This window comes from Haloactinospora alba, assembly GCF_006717075.1.
GTDB classification, from domain to species: Bacteria; Actinomycetota; Actinomycetes; order Streptosporangiales; family Streptosporangiaceae; genus Haloactinospora; species Haloactinospora alba.
In genome coordinates, this window is the sequence record NZ_VFQC01000001.1 from 2,078,289 (window position 1) to 2,095,862 (window position 17,574).

A 17,574-nucleotide genomic window follows, 5' to 3' on the forward strand; every position below is an offset into this window, starting at 1 on the left:
GGCATACCGCCCCTGCGGGAAGGGACTACTTGAGGAAGTCCGGGACGTCCAGATCGTCGGGATCGTCGAACACCACTCTGCGCCGGGGGGAGGAGACCTCCCCACCGGAGGCTCCCGAACGCGGAAGCTGGCTCTCCGTACCGGTGCTGCGGAGTTGGGTGCTCTCGCTGTCGCTGACCGACTGGATGTTGCGGCCGCGGTTCCCCTCCTCCTCAGGAGCAGGCTCCGTGTCGGTCTCCTCCTCCACCCGCGCCGCGGCGGAGGCCTGGTTCTCCTCCCTCCGGGGCTCGGGCTCGGGCCGCCTGGATTCCGGTTCTGGCCGCCTGGGCTCGGGCTCGGACCGCCTGACCTCGGGCTCGGGCCGCCTGGGCTCCGGCTCGGGCTCGGAGGGGACCTGGGCGCGGGGAGGCTCCTCCCGCACCGGTTCCGGGGCGGGGCTACGCACCGGCTGTTCGGCAGCCGGCTCCGGGGCGCGCTCCGTTTTTCTCTCCGGCCCGGTCTGGGTGGTCTGGGCCGTCACCGATGACGGTTTCGACTCGGCGGACTCGCCACGCTGCGGTACGGACGGTTCCGCGGTGAGCGCTGCCGCGGTGGACTCGGGTCCCGATTCGACACTCGGCTCGTCGAACCCGGCAGCGATGACGGTGACGCGCACCTCGTCCCCGAGCGCGTCGTCGATCACAGCGCCGAAGATGATGTTGGCGTCGGGAGCGGCCGAGTTCGCAACGAGCTGTGCTGCCTCGTTGATCTCGAACAAGCCCAGGTCGGAACCGCCCTGGATGGACAGGAGCACCCCGTGGGCACCATCGATACTGGCTTCCAGCAGGGGCGAGGAGATCGCCATCTCGGCCGCGGCCACAGCGCGATCGTCCCCCCGCGCCGAGCCGATCCCCATGAGTGCCGACCCCGCACCCGACATGACGGATTTCACGTCAGCGAAGTCCAGGTTGATCAGTCCGGGTGTGGTGATCAGGTCGGTAATGCCCTGCACACCGGAAAGCAGCACCTGGTCGGCTGCTTTGAACGCGTCCAGCACGCTCACTTGCCGGTCAGAGATGGACAGTAGGCGGTCGTTGGGAATCACGATCAGGGTGTCGACCTCTTCGCGCAGTGTCGCTATCCCGGACTCCGCCTGGGTCGCTCTGCGCTTACCTTCGAAACTGAAGGGCCGGGTCACCACACCGATCGTGAGGGCGTCCAACGACCGGGCTATATCGGCAACCACGGGAGCGCCGCCCGTGCCGGTGCCACCACCCTCCCCAGCGGTGACAAAAACCATGTCGGCCCCTTTGAGGACCTCCTCGATCTCCTCGCGGTGGTCCTCGGCCGCCTTTCGTCCCACATCCGGGTTGGCCCCGGCGCCCAATCCGCGCGTGAGCTCGCGGCCGACGTCGAGCTTGACGTCGGCGTCGCTCATCAGCAGCGCCTGAGCGTCGGTGTTGATGGCGATGAACTCGACGCCCTTAAGTCCCTCTTCGATCATCCGATTCACGGCGTTGACACCACCGCCGCCGATACCGACGACTTTGATGACCGCGAGGTAGTTCTGCGGTGCTGCCACGACGAGGGGCCTTTCCGCTCGCTTCTGCCAGCCGCACCGTCCCGTTCCAGCACGATCGTGTGCCTCGCACAGGAGCGAGTCAGCCAGCTTTTCCGGTTCTACAGTGCTACGTCCGGGCTTTTCCGGACTGGTCAACCACCAGCCCGGCTCCCTACAAGAGTGGGTACCGCCCCGCCAGCTCCAGGCTGCCGGCCCCGCCCACCTCGCCCGTTGCAGGGTTCATAGTCATGTCAATCAGGGGCTGCGTTCTTCGACAGTAAGTTGCAGGATGCCGACGGGCAACCAACCACGCGCTTAGCCTAACGGGGCGCACGTTTCCAAGGCGATGCGCGGCCTCGGCGCGTCGCGGCTGTTCCCCCGTCACGCGCGATCGGTCACGCCCCCGAGCCGCCTCGGAGGGAGTCAGGAAACGACCGCCGTGTCCGGAGCGCTGACGTCGTACTCGCGATCCTCGTTCGGAGGCCGCTCGCGCAACAGGATCGCCAGAACCTCGCTCTTCTCCCGCGTCCGCTCCCCGTCTCCCCACACCACACGAGCACCGCTGTCCAGGAGCACGACCACGTTGTCGGGCTCCTCCGCCTCGATGCCCGTGACTCTCCCGAGCACGGGGTCGGAAAGGTGCTCGGTGATACCGGCCGCCACGGAGAGGCCCGGGTTACCCCTGACCTCTCCCGTGATGCGCGCCAGCGGGTAGTCGGAAGGCTCCTCCTCCCGTTCGGCGATCCGCACCCCGGCACCGTCCACCAGCCAGTACCCGCCGTCGATCTCGATACCCACCCGGGGTTCGCGTTCCGTGATGGCCACGCGCAGTGTCGACGGCCATTGCCGGGTGACGTCGACGGACTCGACCAGCCGCAGCTCGTGCACCCGCTGCGCGATGGCGTCCGTGTCCGCACGGATGAGCGGAGTCTCCGATCCGACGTCCGCGCTCGCCACCACCTCGTCAGGGTCGACCCGTTCCGCCCCGGCGACGTCGACGTCGCGGACAGCGAGCAGTTGGGAACTCAGTAACAGCCACCCCGCCCCCGCCAGGACCCCCAGCACGAGAAGCACGACGAAAGCGACCTTCCACGGGTCCCGAGGGGAGGAACGCGCGGCGGTACCAGCCTCCTGTTTCCGGGATTCACCACGTCTCACCGGTCCCCTTCCGACGCCCGTTCGTACCACCCAGCGTCAGGCTAGGCGGAGACACGCTCCAGCTCTGCCAGCAACTCCGGTCCCAGCTCAGTCACGTCACCAGCACCCATGGTGAAGACGAGGTCCCCCGCAGACGCGAGTTCCGCCACCTGCTGCAGGGCCTCGTCCCCGCTGCGACAGTCACGGACACGGCCATGCCCGATGCCGCGGGTGATGAGTTCGGAGCTCACTCCCGGTTCCGGGTCTTCCCTGGCCGCGTATATCGGCAGCACGAGGACCACGTCGGCCAGCGAGAGGGAGTCCGCGAGGTCCGCGGCGAAGATCCGGGTGCGGCTGTACAGATGCGGTTGGAAAACCGCGATCACCCGCCCCGGCCGCAGGCCCTCCCCAGCCGGCACGGAGGTGTGTGACTCCAGGGCCGACCGTGCCGCTCGCAGGTCAGCAGCGATCTCGGTGGGGTGGTGGGCGTAGCTGTCGTAGAGCGCGACCCCTCGGGCCTCGCCCTTGTACTCGAACCGGCGGGCGGCACCGGAGAAACCGCGCAGACCCGCGGAAGCCGACTCCGGGGAGTACCCCAGTTCCTCGGCGACGGCGACGGCGGCCGCGGCGTTGAGCGCGTTGTGCCGCCCCGGCACGGGGACGGTGTACTCCAGCGGCGGCGCGGAGGCGGTGTGCAGCGTGAAGGTGGTGGTGAACCCTTCGGCCCGGACGTCGCTCACCCGGTAGTCAGCCGCCGGGTCCTCCCCGTAGGTACGGACGCGTGCCCCGCGTTCCCGGGCGAGTTCGGCGATCCTGCCGGCGCCGGGATCGTCGATACCGATAACGAGCGTCCGCCGGACCTGGTCGACGAACCCCGCGAAATTGGCGTGGATCTCTCCGAGGTCGCCGTAGTTGTCCAGGTGGTCCGCCTCCACGTTGGAGACCACGGCGATGTCGGGCCAGAGCATCAGGAACGAGCCGTCGCTCTCGTCGGCTTCCGCCACCATGATCTCCCCGGCGCCGGCGTCGGCCCCGGCACCGGTACTGGCGAGCGTTCCGCCGATGACGTATCCGGGGTCGGCTCCCGCGGACCGCAGCACCGTGGTGAGCATCGCGGTGATGGTGGTCTTGCCGTGGGTTCCCGTCACGGCCACGCTGTTGCGGCCCCTCAGCAGTGCGCCCAGAGCCGCGGCCCGTGGAAGGACCCGCAGTCCGCGCCGGCGCGCCTCGCGCAGCTCGGGGTTGTCCTCGCGTACCGCGGAGGAGACGACGACCGTGTCCGCGCCGTCGACGTGCTGCGCGTCGTGTCCCACGTGCACCGTGGCCCCACGCTCTCCCAGCTCGCGCACGAGGTCACCGTCCTTGGCGTCGCTTCCGGACACGGAGGCTCCGCCCTGCAACAGGATGCGCGCGATACCCGACATCCCGACACCGCCGATACCGACGAAGTGCACCCGCCCCAGTTCGTCACTTCGGACCGGTTCGGTCGGCTCGACCAGGCTCATTGCGCGTCCTTCCCGTCGTCAACGTAAGCGTCGTCCTCGTCTCCCTCGTCGTCCTCGTTGACCGGAATGTCGGGAGTGGGACGCTCGCCGGTGGCGATCGCGCTCACCTCCCGGGCCAGTTCCATGTCCGCGTGACGCCGCCCCATGGCCGACGCCGCCTCGGACATACCCACGACCCGGTCCGTATCGGTGAGAAGGGGCACGAGGTTCTCCCTGATCCACTGCGGGGTCAGGTCAGCGTTGTCCACCATGATGCCCCCGCCCGCCTCGATGATCGGCTCGGCGTTGAGCCGTTGCTCACCGTTACCGATCGGCAGGGGCACGAACGCTCCCGGCAGCCCCACGGCCGTGAGTTCGGCGCAGGTCATCGCGCCGGAACGGCACATCGCGACGTCCGCTGCCGCGTAGGCGAGGTCCATGCGGTCCACGTAGGGGACGGCCACGTAGGGAACGCCGTCGCGCGTGTAGTCCTCGGGTTCACTGGCGTTCTTGGGTCCTACGACGTGCAGGACCTGAACGCCGGCCTCCCGGAAGTCGGCTATGGTGTCGAACGCCGCCTGGTTGACGTCCTGCGCTCCCTGGGAGCCGCCGAAGATCAGCAGGGTGGGGAGTTCGGGTCGGAGGCCGAAGTGCGCTCGGGCCTTGTCCCCCGAGGCGAGACGGTCCAGGGTGGATATCCCCTCACGCAGCGGAATACCGACGAAACGGCCGCGGCGGAGGTCGGTGTGCGGGTGTCCGGTGAAAACGTGGGGGGTGAGTCGCGCCCCGAGCCGGTTGGCCAGGCCGGGCAGCGGGTTGGCCTCGTGCACGACGATCGGGATGCCGCGCCGACGTGCGGCGATGTAGCCGGGGGTGGCCACGTAACCACCGAAACCGACGAGTACGTCGGCGTTGAGCTGGTCGAGATGGTTCCCGGCGGCACTGATCGAACTCGCCAGTTTGCCCGGTACGGTGAGCAGCTTCGGCGTGATCTTCCGCGGCAGGGGGACAGCGGGTATCTCACCGAGATCATAGCCCCGCATGGGCACGAGCCGGGTTTCCAGTCCCCGTTCAGTTCCCAAACACGTGATCTGGCACTCCGGATCGATACGCCGCAGCGCATCCGCCAGGGATAGGGCGGGCTCGATATGCCCGGCCGTGCCGCCTCCGGCGAGGGCTACCCTCATCGTCGCCGATTCCTCCTTGATTGAACCTGCGTTGGACGCGAGCTGTTCTTCGTCTGCGCCCCGGAACCGGGTCTCGTGTCCGTCCCGGCCCTGTCCAGCCCGAGCCAGCGTAGAGCCTGTTGCACTGGTCCCGGACCACGCGCGGCCAACGCTTTCCTCGCTTGGGGCTCGGTTTTGGCGAGAGCGAGCAGGACGCCCAACCCTGCCAGGGTCGGAACCAGCGACGATCCACCCGCCGAGACCAGGGGGAGCGGGATACCCGTCACCGGCAGCACGCCGATAACCGTGCCGATGTTGACCAACGCCTGGACCACGATCCAGGCGGTGACCGCCGTGGCGGCCAGCCGCACGAACGGATCCTTGACCCGCGAGGCGATGCGGAGCCCAGCGTAACCGAGGACACCGAAAAGTCCCACGACGACCAGAGTCCCGATGAGACCGAGCTCCTCGCCGAGGATGGCGAAGATGAAGTCGCTCTCCGGGTGCGGGAGGAATCCCCACTTCTCCCGGCTCCTCGCGATCCCGACACCGAGTACCCCGCCCGTACCCAACGCGTACAACCCGTGCAGCAGCTGGAATCCCGAACCGGTCGGGTCGGACTGGGGGTTGAGGAAGGAGGTGACCCGGGCCAGCCGGAACGGCTCGACCGCGATCATGATCCCCGCGAGTACGCTGGCCAGACCGAACATGCCGACGAACAGCTTCGCCGGTGCGCCGACGACCCACAGCAGGGCGAGGAATATCGCCAGAAGCACCAGCGTGGTCCCCAGGTCGGTACCGATCAGCACCAGCAGTACCAGCACCCCGCACCCCGGCAACAACGGGACCAGCAGGTGGCGCCACTCGGCGATCTGCCGCAGTTCCTCCTTACGCGCCAACACGTTGGAGCCCCACAGCGCGAAGGCGAGTTTGGCGAACTCCGAGGGCTGGATGGTGTAACCACCGACCTCCAACCAGCGCACCGCGCCGTAACCGTACTCCTTGCCCTGGAAAGCCGTGAGGACCAAGAGAGCGATCGATCCCAGCATCGCCGGGTAGCCGACCTTACGCAGCAGCGTCACCGGAAGGTGGGACACCACCATCATCAGCGGAATCCCGCAGGCGGCGGCAGCCACCTGCTTCTGGAAGAGCGAGTACGCCGAGCCGGTCTCGGTGTAGGAGTCGACTATGGAGGACGACAGGACCATGGCCAGTCCCAGTGCGATGAGCAGCACGCTGCTGGAGAAGACCAGGTAGTACGAGGTCAACGGCCGGTTCAGCGCCTGGGGCAGTTCCCGCAGCCACCCCAGGCTCCTCGCGGCGGTGCTTTCCGGTCTGTCCGTGCCGCCGCGCCGAGGACCGGCGCTGGGAGTACGGGCAGATCCTGACCTCGAGGTTGACGATGACACTGCCGCTGGCCGCCTTTGTCCCACTGGTTCCCTTGCTGTCCTTCTCACCGTCCGGGGGCGGGGAATCGCGGTTCCCCCACGGAGCGCACAAGGGACAGGGGCTCCGAGCCCGGTGGCTGCGTCCGGGCGGGAACAGACACCGCCGACTCCGCGACAGCGCGGCTGTGCCCTCGCACCGCTGGGCCCGTGCCACGCCGGGGCCCGCCCTGTCCGCCGTGTCCCCCGGCTCCGTGACGCTTCCGGAGGCCGCGCTCTGACACACGGTCGGACGGGACCGGAACCGCAACAGCACGGTCGTTCGCCTCCCCCATCTCTCCGGCGCGAACGGTCGGCTCCTGGTTCCGGTGGGAGCCGACAGCCCCCAGGAACGCGTTCTGCCTCAGCCCGGGAGCCGGAAACACCCCGCGATAACTGGTAGCGTCGCCCAATTCTGGCGGCGCGACGACGACAAGCGTCGGACATTTCGCGCGTGTTGCCGTCCTTGTGGAATACCGGAGAGCCTAGCCCTCACGGAACGGAGTACGCCAGAACACAGTGCGTCCGCTCATTCCGGCGGGGAGGGCGCCAATCCCCCGACGGCCGCGACGAAGGCCTCACCGCGCTCGTTGTAGTCGGTGAACATGTCCATTGAGGCGGCGGCGGGAGCCAGGAGGACCGTGTCACCGGAACGGGCGAGTTCGGCCGCGGCGGACACGACCTTTCCCATAGCTTCGGGACCGGTGTCGGGGATGTCCACGACGGGAGCGTCGGGAACGTGCTCGGCCAGGGCCGACCGGAGCCGAGCACGGTCCTGGCCGAACAGGACCGCCCCTCGCAGTCGGGGAGCGGCCGCACGGACCAGCTCCTCCACGTCGGCCCCCTTCAGCAGTCCCCCCGCGAGCCACACGACGGATCCGAACGAGGCGACGGACGCGGCGGCAGCGTGCGGGTTGGTCGCTTTGGAGTCATCCACGTAGTCCACCGTCTCCACGGTCGCGACCCGTGAGATGCGGTGGGGCTCGGGAGCGAACCGCGCGAGGCCGGTACGAACCGCTTCGGGTGAGACTCCGACGGAGCGCGCGAGCGTCGCCGCGGCCAGCGCGTTGGCGACGTTGTGCGGGTCCGCGGCAGCCATCTCGCTGACCCGGGCGAGTTCGACGGCTTCGGTCCGCGGTTCGCTCACGAACGACCGGTCGACGAGCCGTCCCGCGTCCAGTCCCAACTCGCCGGGCTCCGGCCGGTTGGTGGAGAAACCCGCGAGCGGAGCCCCGGAGTCTCCCCGGGTTGTGGCCAGGTGCCGGGACCACGGGTCGTCCTGGTTCGTCACCCGGACCGTCCCGGGCGCATAGACCTGCCCCTTCGCCCGGGCGTAGGGTTCCATCCCCCCGTGCCAGTCCAGGTGGTCGGCCGCCACGTTGAGGACCGTCGCGGCGTACGGCCGCAGCGTCGCCGACCAGTGGAGCTGGAAGCTGGAGAGCTCCACCGCGAGGATGTCGGCGGGAGCCCGGCCGTCGGTTCCGGGAAGTACCGCGTCGATGATCGGGGTCCCGACGTTTCCCACCGCAGCGGCGGCGCGGCCGTCGGCGCGCAGGATCTCCTCCAGCATGCGCACCGTCGTCGTCTTGCCGTTGGTTCCGGTCACGGCCAGCCATGTCTGGTTGGCCGGTCTCAGCCGCCAGGCGAGCTCCACATCACAGATGACCTCGATTCCGGAACGGGCGGCGGCAACCAGCAGGGGGGAGTCGGGGCGCCACCCGGGTGAGGTGACGACGAGTTCGCTACCAGGGGGGAGTTCCTCACCGCCGAGCGCGACCTCGACACCCTCGGTACGCAGTTCGGCAGCACGCTCTCGGGCGGTCTGGTCCGTACGGCCGTCCACCACCACCACGTGGGCGCCCATACCCGACAGGGCGCGGGCCACCGGCGGTCCGGACACTCCCAGACCGGCGACGCACACGACGCGGTCCCTGAACTCGCCGGAGAGGTTCCCGGGCGGAGAGTCACACACTAGCTCGGCATCCATTCAAGGTAGAACAGGCCGATACCGATTCCCACCAGCAGGCCCTGGATGATCCAGAACCGGATCACGATGGTGGTCTCGTCCCAGCCCTTGAGTTCAAAGTGATGCTGCAGGGGCGCCATTCGCAGGATGCGCTTCCCTGTCAGACGGAAGAAGCTGACCTGCATCATCACGGACGCGGTGATGATCACGAACAGTCCGCCGATGATCAGCAGCAGCAGTTGCGTACGGGTCGTGATGGCGAGACCCACCAGAAGACCGCCCAACGCCAGCGACCCGGTGTCGCCCATGAAGATCTTGGCAGGCGGCGCGTTGTACCACAGGAACCCGATGCACCCGCCCAGGCACGCCGCCGCGACCACGGCGAGGTCCAGCGGGTCCCGCACGGGATAGCAGCTCGGGGTGAGAGCGGTCGCGCAGCTCTGGCGCAGCTGCCAGTTGCCGATGATGACATAGGCCACCAGCGAGAGGATCGTCGCTCCCGTGGCGAGGCCGTCCAGACCGTCGGTCAGGTTCACCGCGTTGGAGAAGCCCACGATCAGCAGCAGCGCCCAGATCACGAAAACGGCGAGCAGCAGGGGCGGACCGAAGTCCCGGAGGAACGAGAGCTGCGGTGCTGCCGGCGTGTACTGGTAGCCGTTGGGGAACTGGGTCACCCCGACGGCGAACGCCACACCCACCACGATCTGGCCCAGCATCTTCGCGCTGCTGCGCAGACCGAGGCTGCGGCGCTTGTAGATCTTGATGAAATCGTCCAGAAAGCCGACTGCGCCCAGCCCGACGAACAGGAACATGACCAGCAGGCCGGAAGCCGTGGGTCGGGTCATCAGGATCAGGTGGGAACCGAAGTACCCGATCACCGCACCGATGATGATGATGATGCCACCCATGGTGGGTGTGCCCTGCTTGGTCTTGTGCCCCTCCGGACCGTCGTCCCGGATCTCTTGACCGAACTTGAACCGGAACAGGATCCGGATCACCATCGGCATAGCCAACAGTGACACGACGAGGGAAAGCGCAGCCGCGGCGAGGATGCCGGTCACTTGTCGGCCTCCTGTGCGGTCAGTTGTTCGGCTACCTGCTCCAACCCGGCCACGCGTGATCCCTTCACCATGACGACGTCTCCTGCCCGCAGCCGGTCACGCAATGCCGCTGTCGCTTCCGCGGCATCCGCCACGCTACGGACCTCTCCTTGCCACGCGGCAACGCTGCGGGCGCCGTCGGCGATGGGCGCGGCCTCGTCCCCGACAACGATGAGCTCCGTCACTCCGCTCGAGGCGGCGAACCGCCCGACGTTCTCGTGCGCCTCCCGGTGCTGCGCACCCAGTTCCGCCATGTGCCCGAGAACGGCGTAGGAGCGCCCCGCGCCAGCCAGCGACCGCAGCGTGCTCAGGGCCGCTCGCACCGACTCCGGGTTGGCGTTGTAGGCGTCGTTGAGGACGGTGGCGCCGCCGGTGGAATACGTGATCTCCATCCGCCACCGGCTGAGCGGTTGGGCCTCGCTCAACGCAGCCGCGACACTCTCCGGGTCGGCACCCGCCTCGACAGCCGCCGCGGCGACAGCCAACGCGTTGTGCACCTGGTGCCACCCAACGAGCCGAAGGTGGACCCGCGCCGTGTGCTCCCCCACGCAGAGCGTGAAGCGGGGGCGTCCCGCGTCGTCCAGCTCCGCGTCACGAGCACGCACGTCAACGTCGGCCGCCAACCCGTAGGTGACGACGCGCGCACGCGTACGCTCGGACATGGCCAGCACAGCGTCGTCGTCGGCGTTGAGCACGGCGACACCGCCACCGGCGGCCTCCGGCAGGGCCTCCACCAGCTCACCCTTGGCCTGCGCGATGGCCGCTCGGCTGCCGAACTCCCCCACATGGGCGCTTCCCACATTGAGCACCACACCGATGCGCGGTGGGGCGACGGAGCACAGGTGCGCGATGTGCCCCTGACCACGAGCCGCCACTTCCACGGTGATGAACCTGGTGTCCGCGTCCGCCCGGAGAACGGTCAGCGGGTGGCCGATCTCGTTGTTGTACGAACCCACGGGTGCGACGGTCCGTCCGAAACGGCCCAGCACCTGCGCGAGCAGATCCTTGGTGGTGGTCTTACCGGAGGAGCCGGTGATTCCGATGATCTCGGCGCCGGTGAGCCGGTCCGCCACGGAGCGGGCAAGACGGCCCAGGGCCGCCACGACCTCGGCGTCCCCGCCGTCGACCCTCAGATGCGGCACCGGGACCGGCCGAGAGGCCAACACGGCCACCGCACCCGCCGCGACAGCGGACTCGGCGAAATCATGGCCGTCCGCGTGTTCGCCCTCGAGAGCCACGAACAGAGCGCCCGGCTCGACCCGCCGGGAATCGGTCACCACAGGGCCAGTGACGAGTTCCGCCGGTCGCGCCGACCCACCCAGTCGGGCTTGGGTGATCTCGGCGATCCGATCGAGCGTCAGCGCGATCAAATCCACTCCTCAAGTCGGGCCCGCCCCTACCACGCTTGGAAACACTCGGCACGTCAACGGAACTCGACACACGGGGACACCACCGTGCTCGTTAACCGCGCGGCGTCGCCGTGCCACGGGGCCGGGCAGCGATTGCCGGACCTACCTTAGAACATCTCACGTGGCCGGGAGTGCCTCCAGTCCCGGACGAACCTGTCTTTTCCGTTCGTTTCACCGAGAAGTGCGGCTTCCGGGCACCCGCGAACACCGGGTCGAAGGTGGGCGCCTACGTGCCGGCGCGCCGGCGTAGTGCCTCCCGCAGCACCTCGCGGTCGTCGAACCACACGACCTCCGATCCCACGTATTGGCCGCGCTCATGGCCCTTGCCCGCCACGACCACGACATCATCGGACGCCGCACGGTCCACCGCCAGGCTAATAGCGGCGGCGCGGTCAGGTTCGACCGTCACCCCAGCGCGCCGTTCCGGCGGGACCTTCGTGACACCGTCGAGCATGCCGGTGATGATCGTGATCGGATCTTCACTGCGGGGGTTGTCGTTGGTGACGATCACCATATCCGCCAGGGCGCTGGCGGTTTCCCCCATGAGAGGGCGTTTGGCCCGGTCACGGTCACCTCCGCACCCGAGGACGATGATCACCCGCCCCCGAGTGACCTCGCGGAGCGAGCCGAGGACGGCCTCGATCGCTCCGGGCTTGTGGGAGTAGTCGACCAGCGCGGTGAAATCCTGCCCCTCATCGACGCGTTCCATCCGCCCGGGAACACCGGGAGACTCGCTGACTCCGCGCACCGCTTCCTGCAACGGCACTCCCGCATCCACCAACGCCACGATCGCCGCCAACGCGTTGGAGACGTTGAACGGGCCGGGGAGGCACACCGACGCGTCGGCCTGCACCCCACCGGGACCCACCACGTGGAACGTGCTCCCGTCCGCACCCGACCGGATGTCCAGTGCCCGCCAATCGGCCTGTGCGTCCCCGGCCGTGGAGAACGTGGTCACCTCGACGGCGCCCCGGTCCTCCACCATGTCGACGAGCGCCCGCCCGAACTGGTCGTCACGGTTGATGACAGCGGTCGAACAGTGTTCCGGGGTGAACAACCGGGCCTTGGTTTCGAAGTACTCGCGCAGGTCGGTGTGGAAGTCCAGATGGTCCTGGGAAAGGTTGGTGAAGACGGCCACGTCGTAACGGGTCTCCCCCACCCGGCCCAGGGCGAGCGCGTGACTCGAGACCTCCATGGCGGCCGCGGCCACCCCACGTTCCCGCATAACGGCCAGTAGCCCGTGCAGATCGGTCGCTTCCGGAGTGGTCAGGGAGGACTGGACCCGGTCGTCACCCACGCGCATCTCCACGGTGCCCACGAGCCCGGTCGACATGCCGGACGCCCGCAGACCGGACTCCACCAGGTACGTGACCGTGGTCTTCCCGCTGGTCCCGGTGGTACCGATCAGCAGCAGGCTGTCAGCCGGGTGGCCGTAGACGCAGGCGGCCGCCGACCCGAGGTGGGAACGCGGCGAGTCGACCGTGAGGACGGGAACTCCAGCGGCCGCGGCGCGCTCGCGGCCCGCGGGGTCGGTGAGAATGGCCGTAGCGCCGGCGGCCACCGCCTGACGGGAGAAGTCCGCTCCGTGCGCCTGCTCGCCAGGCAGGGCGGCGTACAGGTCGCCGGGACGCACCTGTCGGGAGTCGTGCGTGATCCCCGACACCGTACGGCCGGTGTCGGCGACGCGTTCGGTCGTATCCGCACCCACTGCCCGGACGATGTCGGAGAGGGGCCGGGGCTGGTTCTGTTCGGGTCGTGTTTCCGGTGCCACATCGAGAGGTTATCGGGTGCGCGGCGCGAATAGCTAATCCATGTCCCCGCTCCCCCCATGCGGTGAGGGGGCGGGGACCGATCTCTCGGCGGGGCCGGAGCCTCCCCGGCCTCTCCCGATCACTCCTCCTCGAACAGGCGCACGTCGGGAGCACCCGAACCCGACGGTGGGACCTGTTCGCTCTTGAGCGCGAACGACATCACGTCGGAGAACACGGGGGCGGCGGCGTCATTGCCGTAGTAGTCGTCCTCCGGGTCGTTCACGACGGCCTGGACGATCAGCTCCGGATCGTCCGCGGGGGCGAACCCGACGAAGGACGCGGTGTAACCGCCGTCCTCGTAGTTGCCGGTCTCGGGGTTGAACCGCTCGGCGGTTCCGGTCTTACCAGCTACCCGGTACCCGGGGATGTTGGCATTCGGCGCGGTGCCCTCCTCCCCTGTCACCGCCTCCAGCATCCGCCGTGTGTTGTCGGCTGTCTCCTCGCTGACGACCCGCTCCCTCTTCGGGTCCTCGGCGGGGGTGAGCTCACCGTCGGCGCCGACGGTCCCCTCCAGGATCGTCGGTTCGGTCCGCACTCCCCCGTTGGCGATCGTCGCGTAGACACTCGCCATCTGCACGGCGTTGACGGATATCCCCTGTCCGAACGAGATCGTGGGCAGGCGTGTTCCCGACCAGTCGTCCGGGTCGGTGAGCATGCCGGCGTTCTCGCCGGGAAGGTCCAGCCCGGTCGGCTTGCCGAAGCCGAACTTGCCCAGGTACTCGTAAAGACGGTCAGCGCCGAGCTCCTCGCCCACCTGGATCGTACCGACGTTGCTGGACTGGGCGATGATGCCGTTCAACGTGAGCCGTTGTGTCTCGTGCTTCTCGGAATCCGTGAACGTCCGGTCGTAACGCTGGATGGAGTCCGGCACGGTGAAGACCGTCTCCGGGTCCACGAGTCCTTCCTCCATCGCGCCCGCGGCCGTGATGACCTTGTTCGTGCTTCCGGGCTCGAACGACTCGGTGACGGCGCCGTTCAACCGCTCCTCCGGTGCGGAGTCGTCGATGTCGTCGGGAGAGTAGCTCGGGTAGTCGGCCATCGCCACGATCTCCCCCGTGGGACGCATCGCGATGACACTGCCCCCCTCGGCGTCGAGTTTCTCCACCTGCTCGGACAGCGCCTGCTGGGCCTTCCACTGGATGTCCTGGTCCAGGGTGAGCCGAACGTCCTGTCCGGGAGTGGGTTTCTTGACCAGCCCACCGGCCATCGGGATCCGTGTTCCGGAAGCTCCCATCTCCACCTGCCGCTTACCGGGTTCCCCCGCCAGTGTGCCGTCCATGACGGCTTCCAGCCCTTCCAGACCGTCGCCGTCGTCCCCGGTGAAGCCAACCAGGTCGGCAGCTGCCGTCTCGTCGGGGTAGACCCGTTTGTAGTCCACCTGGGCGCCCACCCCGTGCAGGCCGAGTTCGTCCAGCTTCTTCCAGCCGGCGGGCAGGACGTTGCGTTTCACCACCTCGTAGCGGCTCTGCTCGGCGTCGATTTTGGACCGGACGTCGTCCGGTTCGAGGTCGAGGCGTTGCGACAGCTCGTCAACGACCTCGTCACGCTGGTCGTCGTGGATCTCCGCCGGGTCCACGAAGACGGTACGGACCTCGATGGAGGTGGCGAAGGTGTGGCCGTTGGCACCGACGATGTCCCCGCGAACGGTGGGAACGTCGAGAGTGGTGAGTCGGGCTTCGGCGGCTTCGGAGGCGTAGTTGGCGGCGTCGATCCCCTGGATCTGCACCAGCCGGACGGCGAACAACGCCATGACCCCCGCCATGAGCACCGCAGCGATCCGGAGCCGGCGTTTGGGGTCGCTCCGGCGGAAGTACCGGCCCAACCGCGGGGAAGCGGGCCGCCCGCCGGGACCCCGGCGCGGGGGCCCCTGCCGGGAGGCCGACGACCTCCGGTCGGTTCCGGACGCTCGCTGTCGCTGCCTGGCCCCGGATGTGGGACGTTGGTTTCCGTTCTTCCCGGTGGCCCGTCCGTCAGCGGAACGGCGCCTACCGTTGGGGTACCTGTCCCGGGAGGAGTTCAACGGCACCCTCCTCCGCTCTCCCGCGCCGTTCCGGGGACGGACCCGCGGAACGCGTCACTCTCCCGCATCTGCAGCTCCGTCGTTCCGCGACGCCTTGCCACCGATGACCTCTCCCGTTTCCAGGTTGATGAAGACCGGGGCCTCGCCCTGCTCCATTCCGAGTTCCTCCGCCGAGGAGGCGAGGGAACCCGCCGACTCCAGCTCGACCACCCGTTCGCGAAGCTTCTCCTCCTGGTTGGAAAGCTCACTGTTCTGCTGTTCCAGCCGGCTGATGGCGAACGCGTCCTCGATGAGCACCGTGCGCAGCGCCAGCAGGCTTACCAGAGCCCCGCCGAGCAGACCAAGGATGAGTAGCACGAACGGCATGCGTGGTGCCTTGGGGCCCGTGCCCGCGCCTTTGGACGTGTCGTCCCGTCGCCTCATACAACCCTCCGCCTTCGTCCTGGCCTATCGCGGTCCGGTCTCACTTCCACCGGTGCGACGCGCTTCCGTCACGACGCCGTTCCCGGATCGCGGATACGCTCGGCTGCCCTCAACCGCGCCGACGCGGCGCGAGGGTTGCCCTCGCTCTCCTCGGCGCCGGGTTGTTCGGCGCCCCTGGTGAGCAGACGGAGTTCGGGACGTTCCTCCTCGAGCGTCACCGGGAGGTCGGGTGGAGTGGTGTCGGTCGCGAGTGACGCCAGTGTCCGCTTACTGATGCGATCTTCCAGGGAGTGGTAGGAGAGCACAACGACCCGGCCACCCACGGCAAGCCGGGAGACGGCGGCGGGAAGCGCGCGCCGCAGGATCGTCAGTTCGGCGTTCACCTCGATCCGCAGGGCCTGGAACGTACGTTTGGCGGGGTTGCCGCCGCTGCGCCGGGCCGCGGCGGGGATGGCCCCGCGGACGATCTCCGCCAAGCGACGCGTGGAGTCGAGGGGCTCTGTCCCCCGTTCGCGTCCGATCGCCTGGGCGATACGCCGCGCGAACCGTTCCTCGCCGTAGTCGCGCAGCACACGCGCGAGCTCGCCGACCGGGTAGGTGTTGACCACGTCAGCAGCCGTTTGCCCCTGCGAACGGTCCATACGCATGTCCAGCGGGGCGTCGTAGGAGTAGGCGAAACCCCGCTCGGCCTCGTCGAGCTGCGGGGAGGACACTCCCAGGTCCAGGAGGAGGCCGTGGACACGGGAGATGCCGAGGTCATCGAGGACGCGGGGGATCGCGTCGAAGTCGGCGTGGTGCAGGCTCACCCGTTCGTCCACGGACGCGAGCCGACGGCGGGCGCGGTCCAGGGCCGACGTGTCCCGGTCCAGCCCCACCAGACGCGCTCCGGGAACGGCGTCCAGTAACCGCGCGGCATGCCCTCCCAGACCGAGGGTCCCGTCCACGAGGACCGCCTCCTGGCTTTCCAACGCGGGGGAAAGCAGTTCGCACACCCGGTCCGGCATGACCGGAGTGTGCGAGGCGTCAGCATCCGCCATGGACACGTTTCTCCCTACCGTTCAGACGCGTGCGAACGTGTTGTTGCGCTGTCCCGGTGACAGTGCGGTACCAGCCCGGTGTGCGGTGGGCTGCCTCCCGGCGGCCCCCGCGACCGGAACGACCGGCCGCCCGCCGCGTTCCGGCGACTAGGCCGGCCGCCTTCCGGCGACGGGAGAACGTGGCCTCCGCCATCCCGACCGCTCCGACGGGAACGGCGGACGCGTTCAGCTCGTGGCCGGCACCGTCACCCTACTGCCGACGGGCGGGCCCGTGCTTAAGGGGACACAGCCCACCGGAGGCGTTTCCCGCCCCGTATTCCAGGGTCCCACCGGACAGCACGTCACACGCGGCGGGCCGGACCCAGCTTCCGGGGGAACCGCGGAAAACGTGGTGGTAGCGACCGGACACGAGCCACCGGTCTCCGGCCACGGAACGCGGCGCGCGTCGGCGACCAGGTTCCGGCACCGCGTTGGGACACACGGCGGCTCGCGCCTTCCGCCCGTGAGCCCGGGGTTCACGGGCCTGCCCCGAACGCCCCGGGACACAAGTGAGCGCCCGCCACAACGTGTTGGCGGGCGCGATCCACCGCTGGGAAGAACTGGCGAGACGAAGCTACTGGTCGCCCTCCTGCCGCCGGCGCCAGCGTTCCTCGAAACGCTGCATCATCCCGGGGCGTTGCTGGCGACGCTGCTTGGGACGGGACGCGGCAGCGGTCTTCTCCGTACCTCCGCCTCCCGCCGCACGTCGCCAACCGGACATGCCCCACAGGGCGCATGCCAGCATGGCGACGAAACCGATGATGCTAACGACCGGCTGCTGGAGGAAGACGCCAGCCATCAGCAGAATGATGCCGAGCGCGAACCCGATCGACGCCTTGACGATCCAACGCTTGTAATGGACCGCAGGAGTCGTCTGTCGCACGGTGTTGGCGAATTTCGGATCCTCAGCGTAGAGCGCCTGCTCGATCTGGTCGAGCATACGCTGCTCGTGTTCAGAGAGCGGCACGGCGCCTCCCAATGACAGTCCCCAGCGGGTGCTGAACAGCATTGTAATGAA

The 17,574-nt window shown here is 68.7% G+C and carries 13 protein-coding genes; all 13 read right to left on the reverse strand.

All coding sequences use genetic code 11. The annotated features are described in order from the left end of the window. Positions 1–25: 25 nt before the first annotated feature. Positions 26–1,561, reverse strand: coding sequence for a cell division protein FtsZ (gene ftsZ / locus FHX37_RS09340; protein WP_141923551.1), 1,536 nt, complete (start codon positions 1,559–1,561; stop codon positions 26–28). A gap of 402 nt (positions 1,562–1,963) precedes the next feature. Continuing rightward, positions 1,964–2,698 carry a cell division protein FtsQ/DivIB gene (locus FHX37_RS09345; protein WP_141923552.1) on the reverse strand — a complete coding sequence of 245 codons (735 nt, stop codon included), beginning with the start codon at positions 2,696–2,698 and terminating at the stop codon, positions 1,964–1,966. A 41-nt stretch (positions 2,699–2,739) separates the two neighbouring features. After that, positions 2,740–4,182: a UDP-N-acetylmuramate--L-alanine ligase gene (murC, locus tag FHX37_RS09350; RefSeq protein WP_141923553.1), complete on the reverse strand. Its 1,443-nt coding sequence runs from the start codon at positions 4,180–4,182 to the stop codon at positions 2,740–2,742. Continuing rightward, positions 4,179–5,348: an undecaprenyldiphospho-muramoylpentapeptide beta-N-acetylglucosaminyltransferase gene (gene murG / locus FHX37_RS09355; RefSeq protein WP_141923554.1), complete on the reverse strand. Its 1,170-nt coding sequence runs from the start codon at positions 5,346–5,348 to the stop codon at positions 4,179–4,181. The genes murC and murG overlap by 4 nt, the downstream gene beginning before the upstream one ends. Then, positions 5,345–6,736 carry a putative lipid II flippase FtsW gene (gene ftsW, locus FHX37_RS09360; RefSeq protein WP_394344488.1) on the reverse strand — a complete coding sequence of 464 codons (1,392 nt, stop codon included), beginning with the start codon at positions 6,734–6,736 and terminating at the stop codon, positions 5,345–5,347. The genes murG and ftsW overlap by 4 nt, the downstream gene beginning before the upstream one ends. A gap of 544 nt (positions 6,737–7,280) precedes the next feature. Next, entirely contained in the window at positions 7,281–8,738 is a 1,458-nt protein-coding gene (gene murD, locus FHX37_RS09365; protein WP_141923556.1) for a UDP-N-acetylmuramoyl-L-alanine--D-glutamate ligase, read from the reverse strand. Further along, positions 8,723–9,778 carry a phospho-N-acetylmuramoyl-pentapeptide-transferase gene (mraY, locus tag FHX37_RS09370; RefSeq protein ID WP_141923557.1) on the reverse strand — a complete coding sequence of 352 codons (1,056 nt, stop codon included), beginning with the start codon at positions 9,776–9,778 and terminating at the stop codon, positions 8,723–8,725. The genes murD and mraY overlap by 16 nt, the downstream gene beginning before the upstream one ends. Continuing rightward, a complete protein-coding gene (locus FHX37_RS09375; RefSeq protein WP_141923558.1) occupies positions 9,775–11,187 on the reverse strand; it encodes a UDP-N-acetylmuramoyl-tripeptide--D-alanyl-D-alanine ligase in 1,413 nt (470 codons plus the stop codon). Before FHX37_RS09375 ends, mraY begins: the two co-directional genes overlap by 4 nt. A gap of 265 nt (positions 11,188–11,452) precedes the next feature. After that, complete coding sequence (locus FHX37_RS09380) at positions 11,453–12,997, reverse strand: UDP-N-acetylmuramoyl-L-alanyl-D-glutamate--2,6-diaminopimelate ligase (protein WP_141923559.1); 1,545 nt, start codon at positions 12,995–12,997, stop codon at positions 11,453–11,455. Between the two features lie 119 nt (positions 12,998–13,116). Further along, positions 13,117–14,787 carry a peptidoglycan D,D-transpeptidase FtsI family protein gene (locus FHX37_RS09385; RefSeq protein WP_246062215.1) on the reverse strand — a complete coding sequence of 557 codons (1,671 nt, stop codon included), beginning with the start codon at positions 14,785–14,787 and terminating at the stop codon, positions 13,117–13,119. Positions 14,788–15,111: 324 nt separating this feature from the next. Then, positions 15,112–15,480: a hypothetical protein gene (locus tag FHX37_RS09390; protein ID WP_141923561.1), complete on the reverse strand. Its 369-nt coding sequence runs from the start codon at positions 15,478–15,480 to the stop codon at positions 15,112–15,114. Positions 15,481–15,548: 68 nt separating this feature from the next. Further along, on the reverse strand, positions 15,549–16,517 hold the full coding sequence (gene rsmH / locus FHX37_RS09395) for a 16S rRNA (cytosine(1402)-N(4))-methyltransferase RsmH (protein ID WP_141923562.1): 969 nt from the start codon (positions 16,515–16,517) through the stop codon (positions 15,549–15,551). Positions 16,518–17,130: 613 nt separating this feature from the next. Continuing rightward, positions 17,131–17,523, reverse strand: a complete 393-nt coding sequence (locus FHX37_RS09400) for a DUF3040 domain-containing protein (protein ID WP_141923563.1) — start codon at positions 17,521–17,523, stop codon at positions 17,131–17,133. Positions 17,524–17,574: the final 51 nt, after the last annotated feature.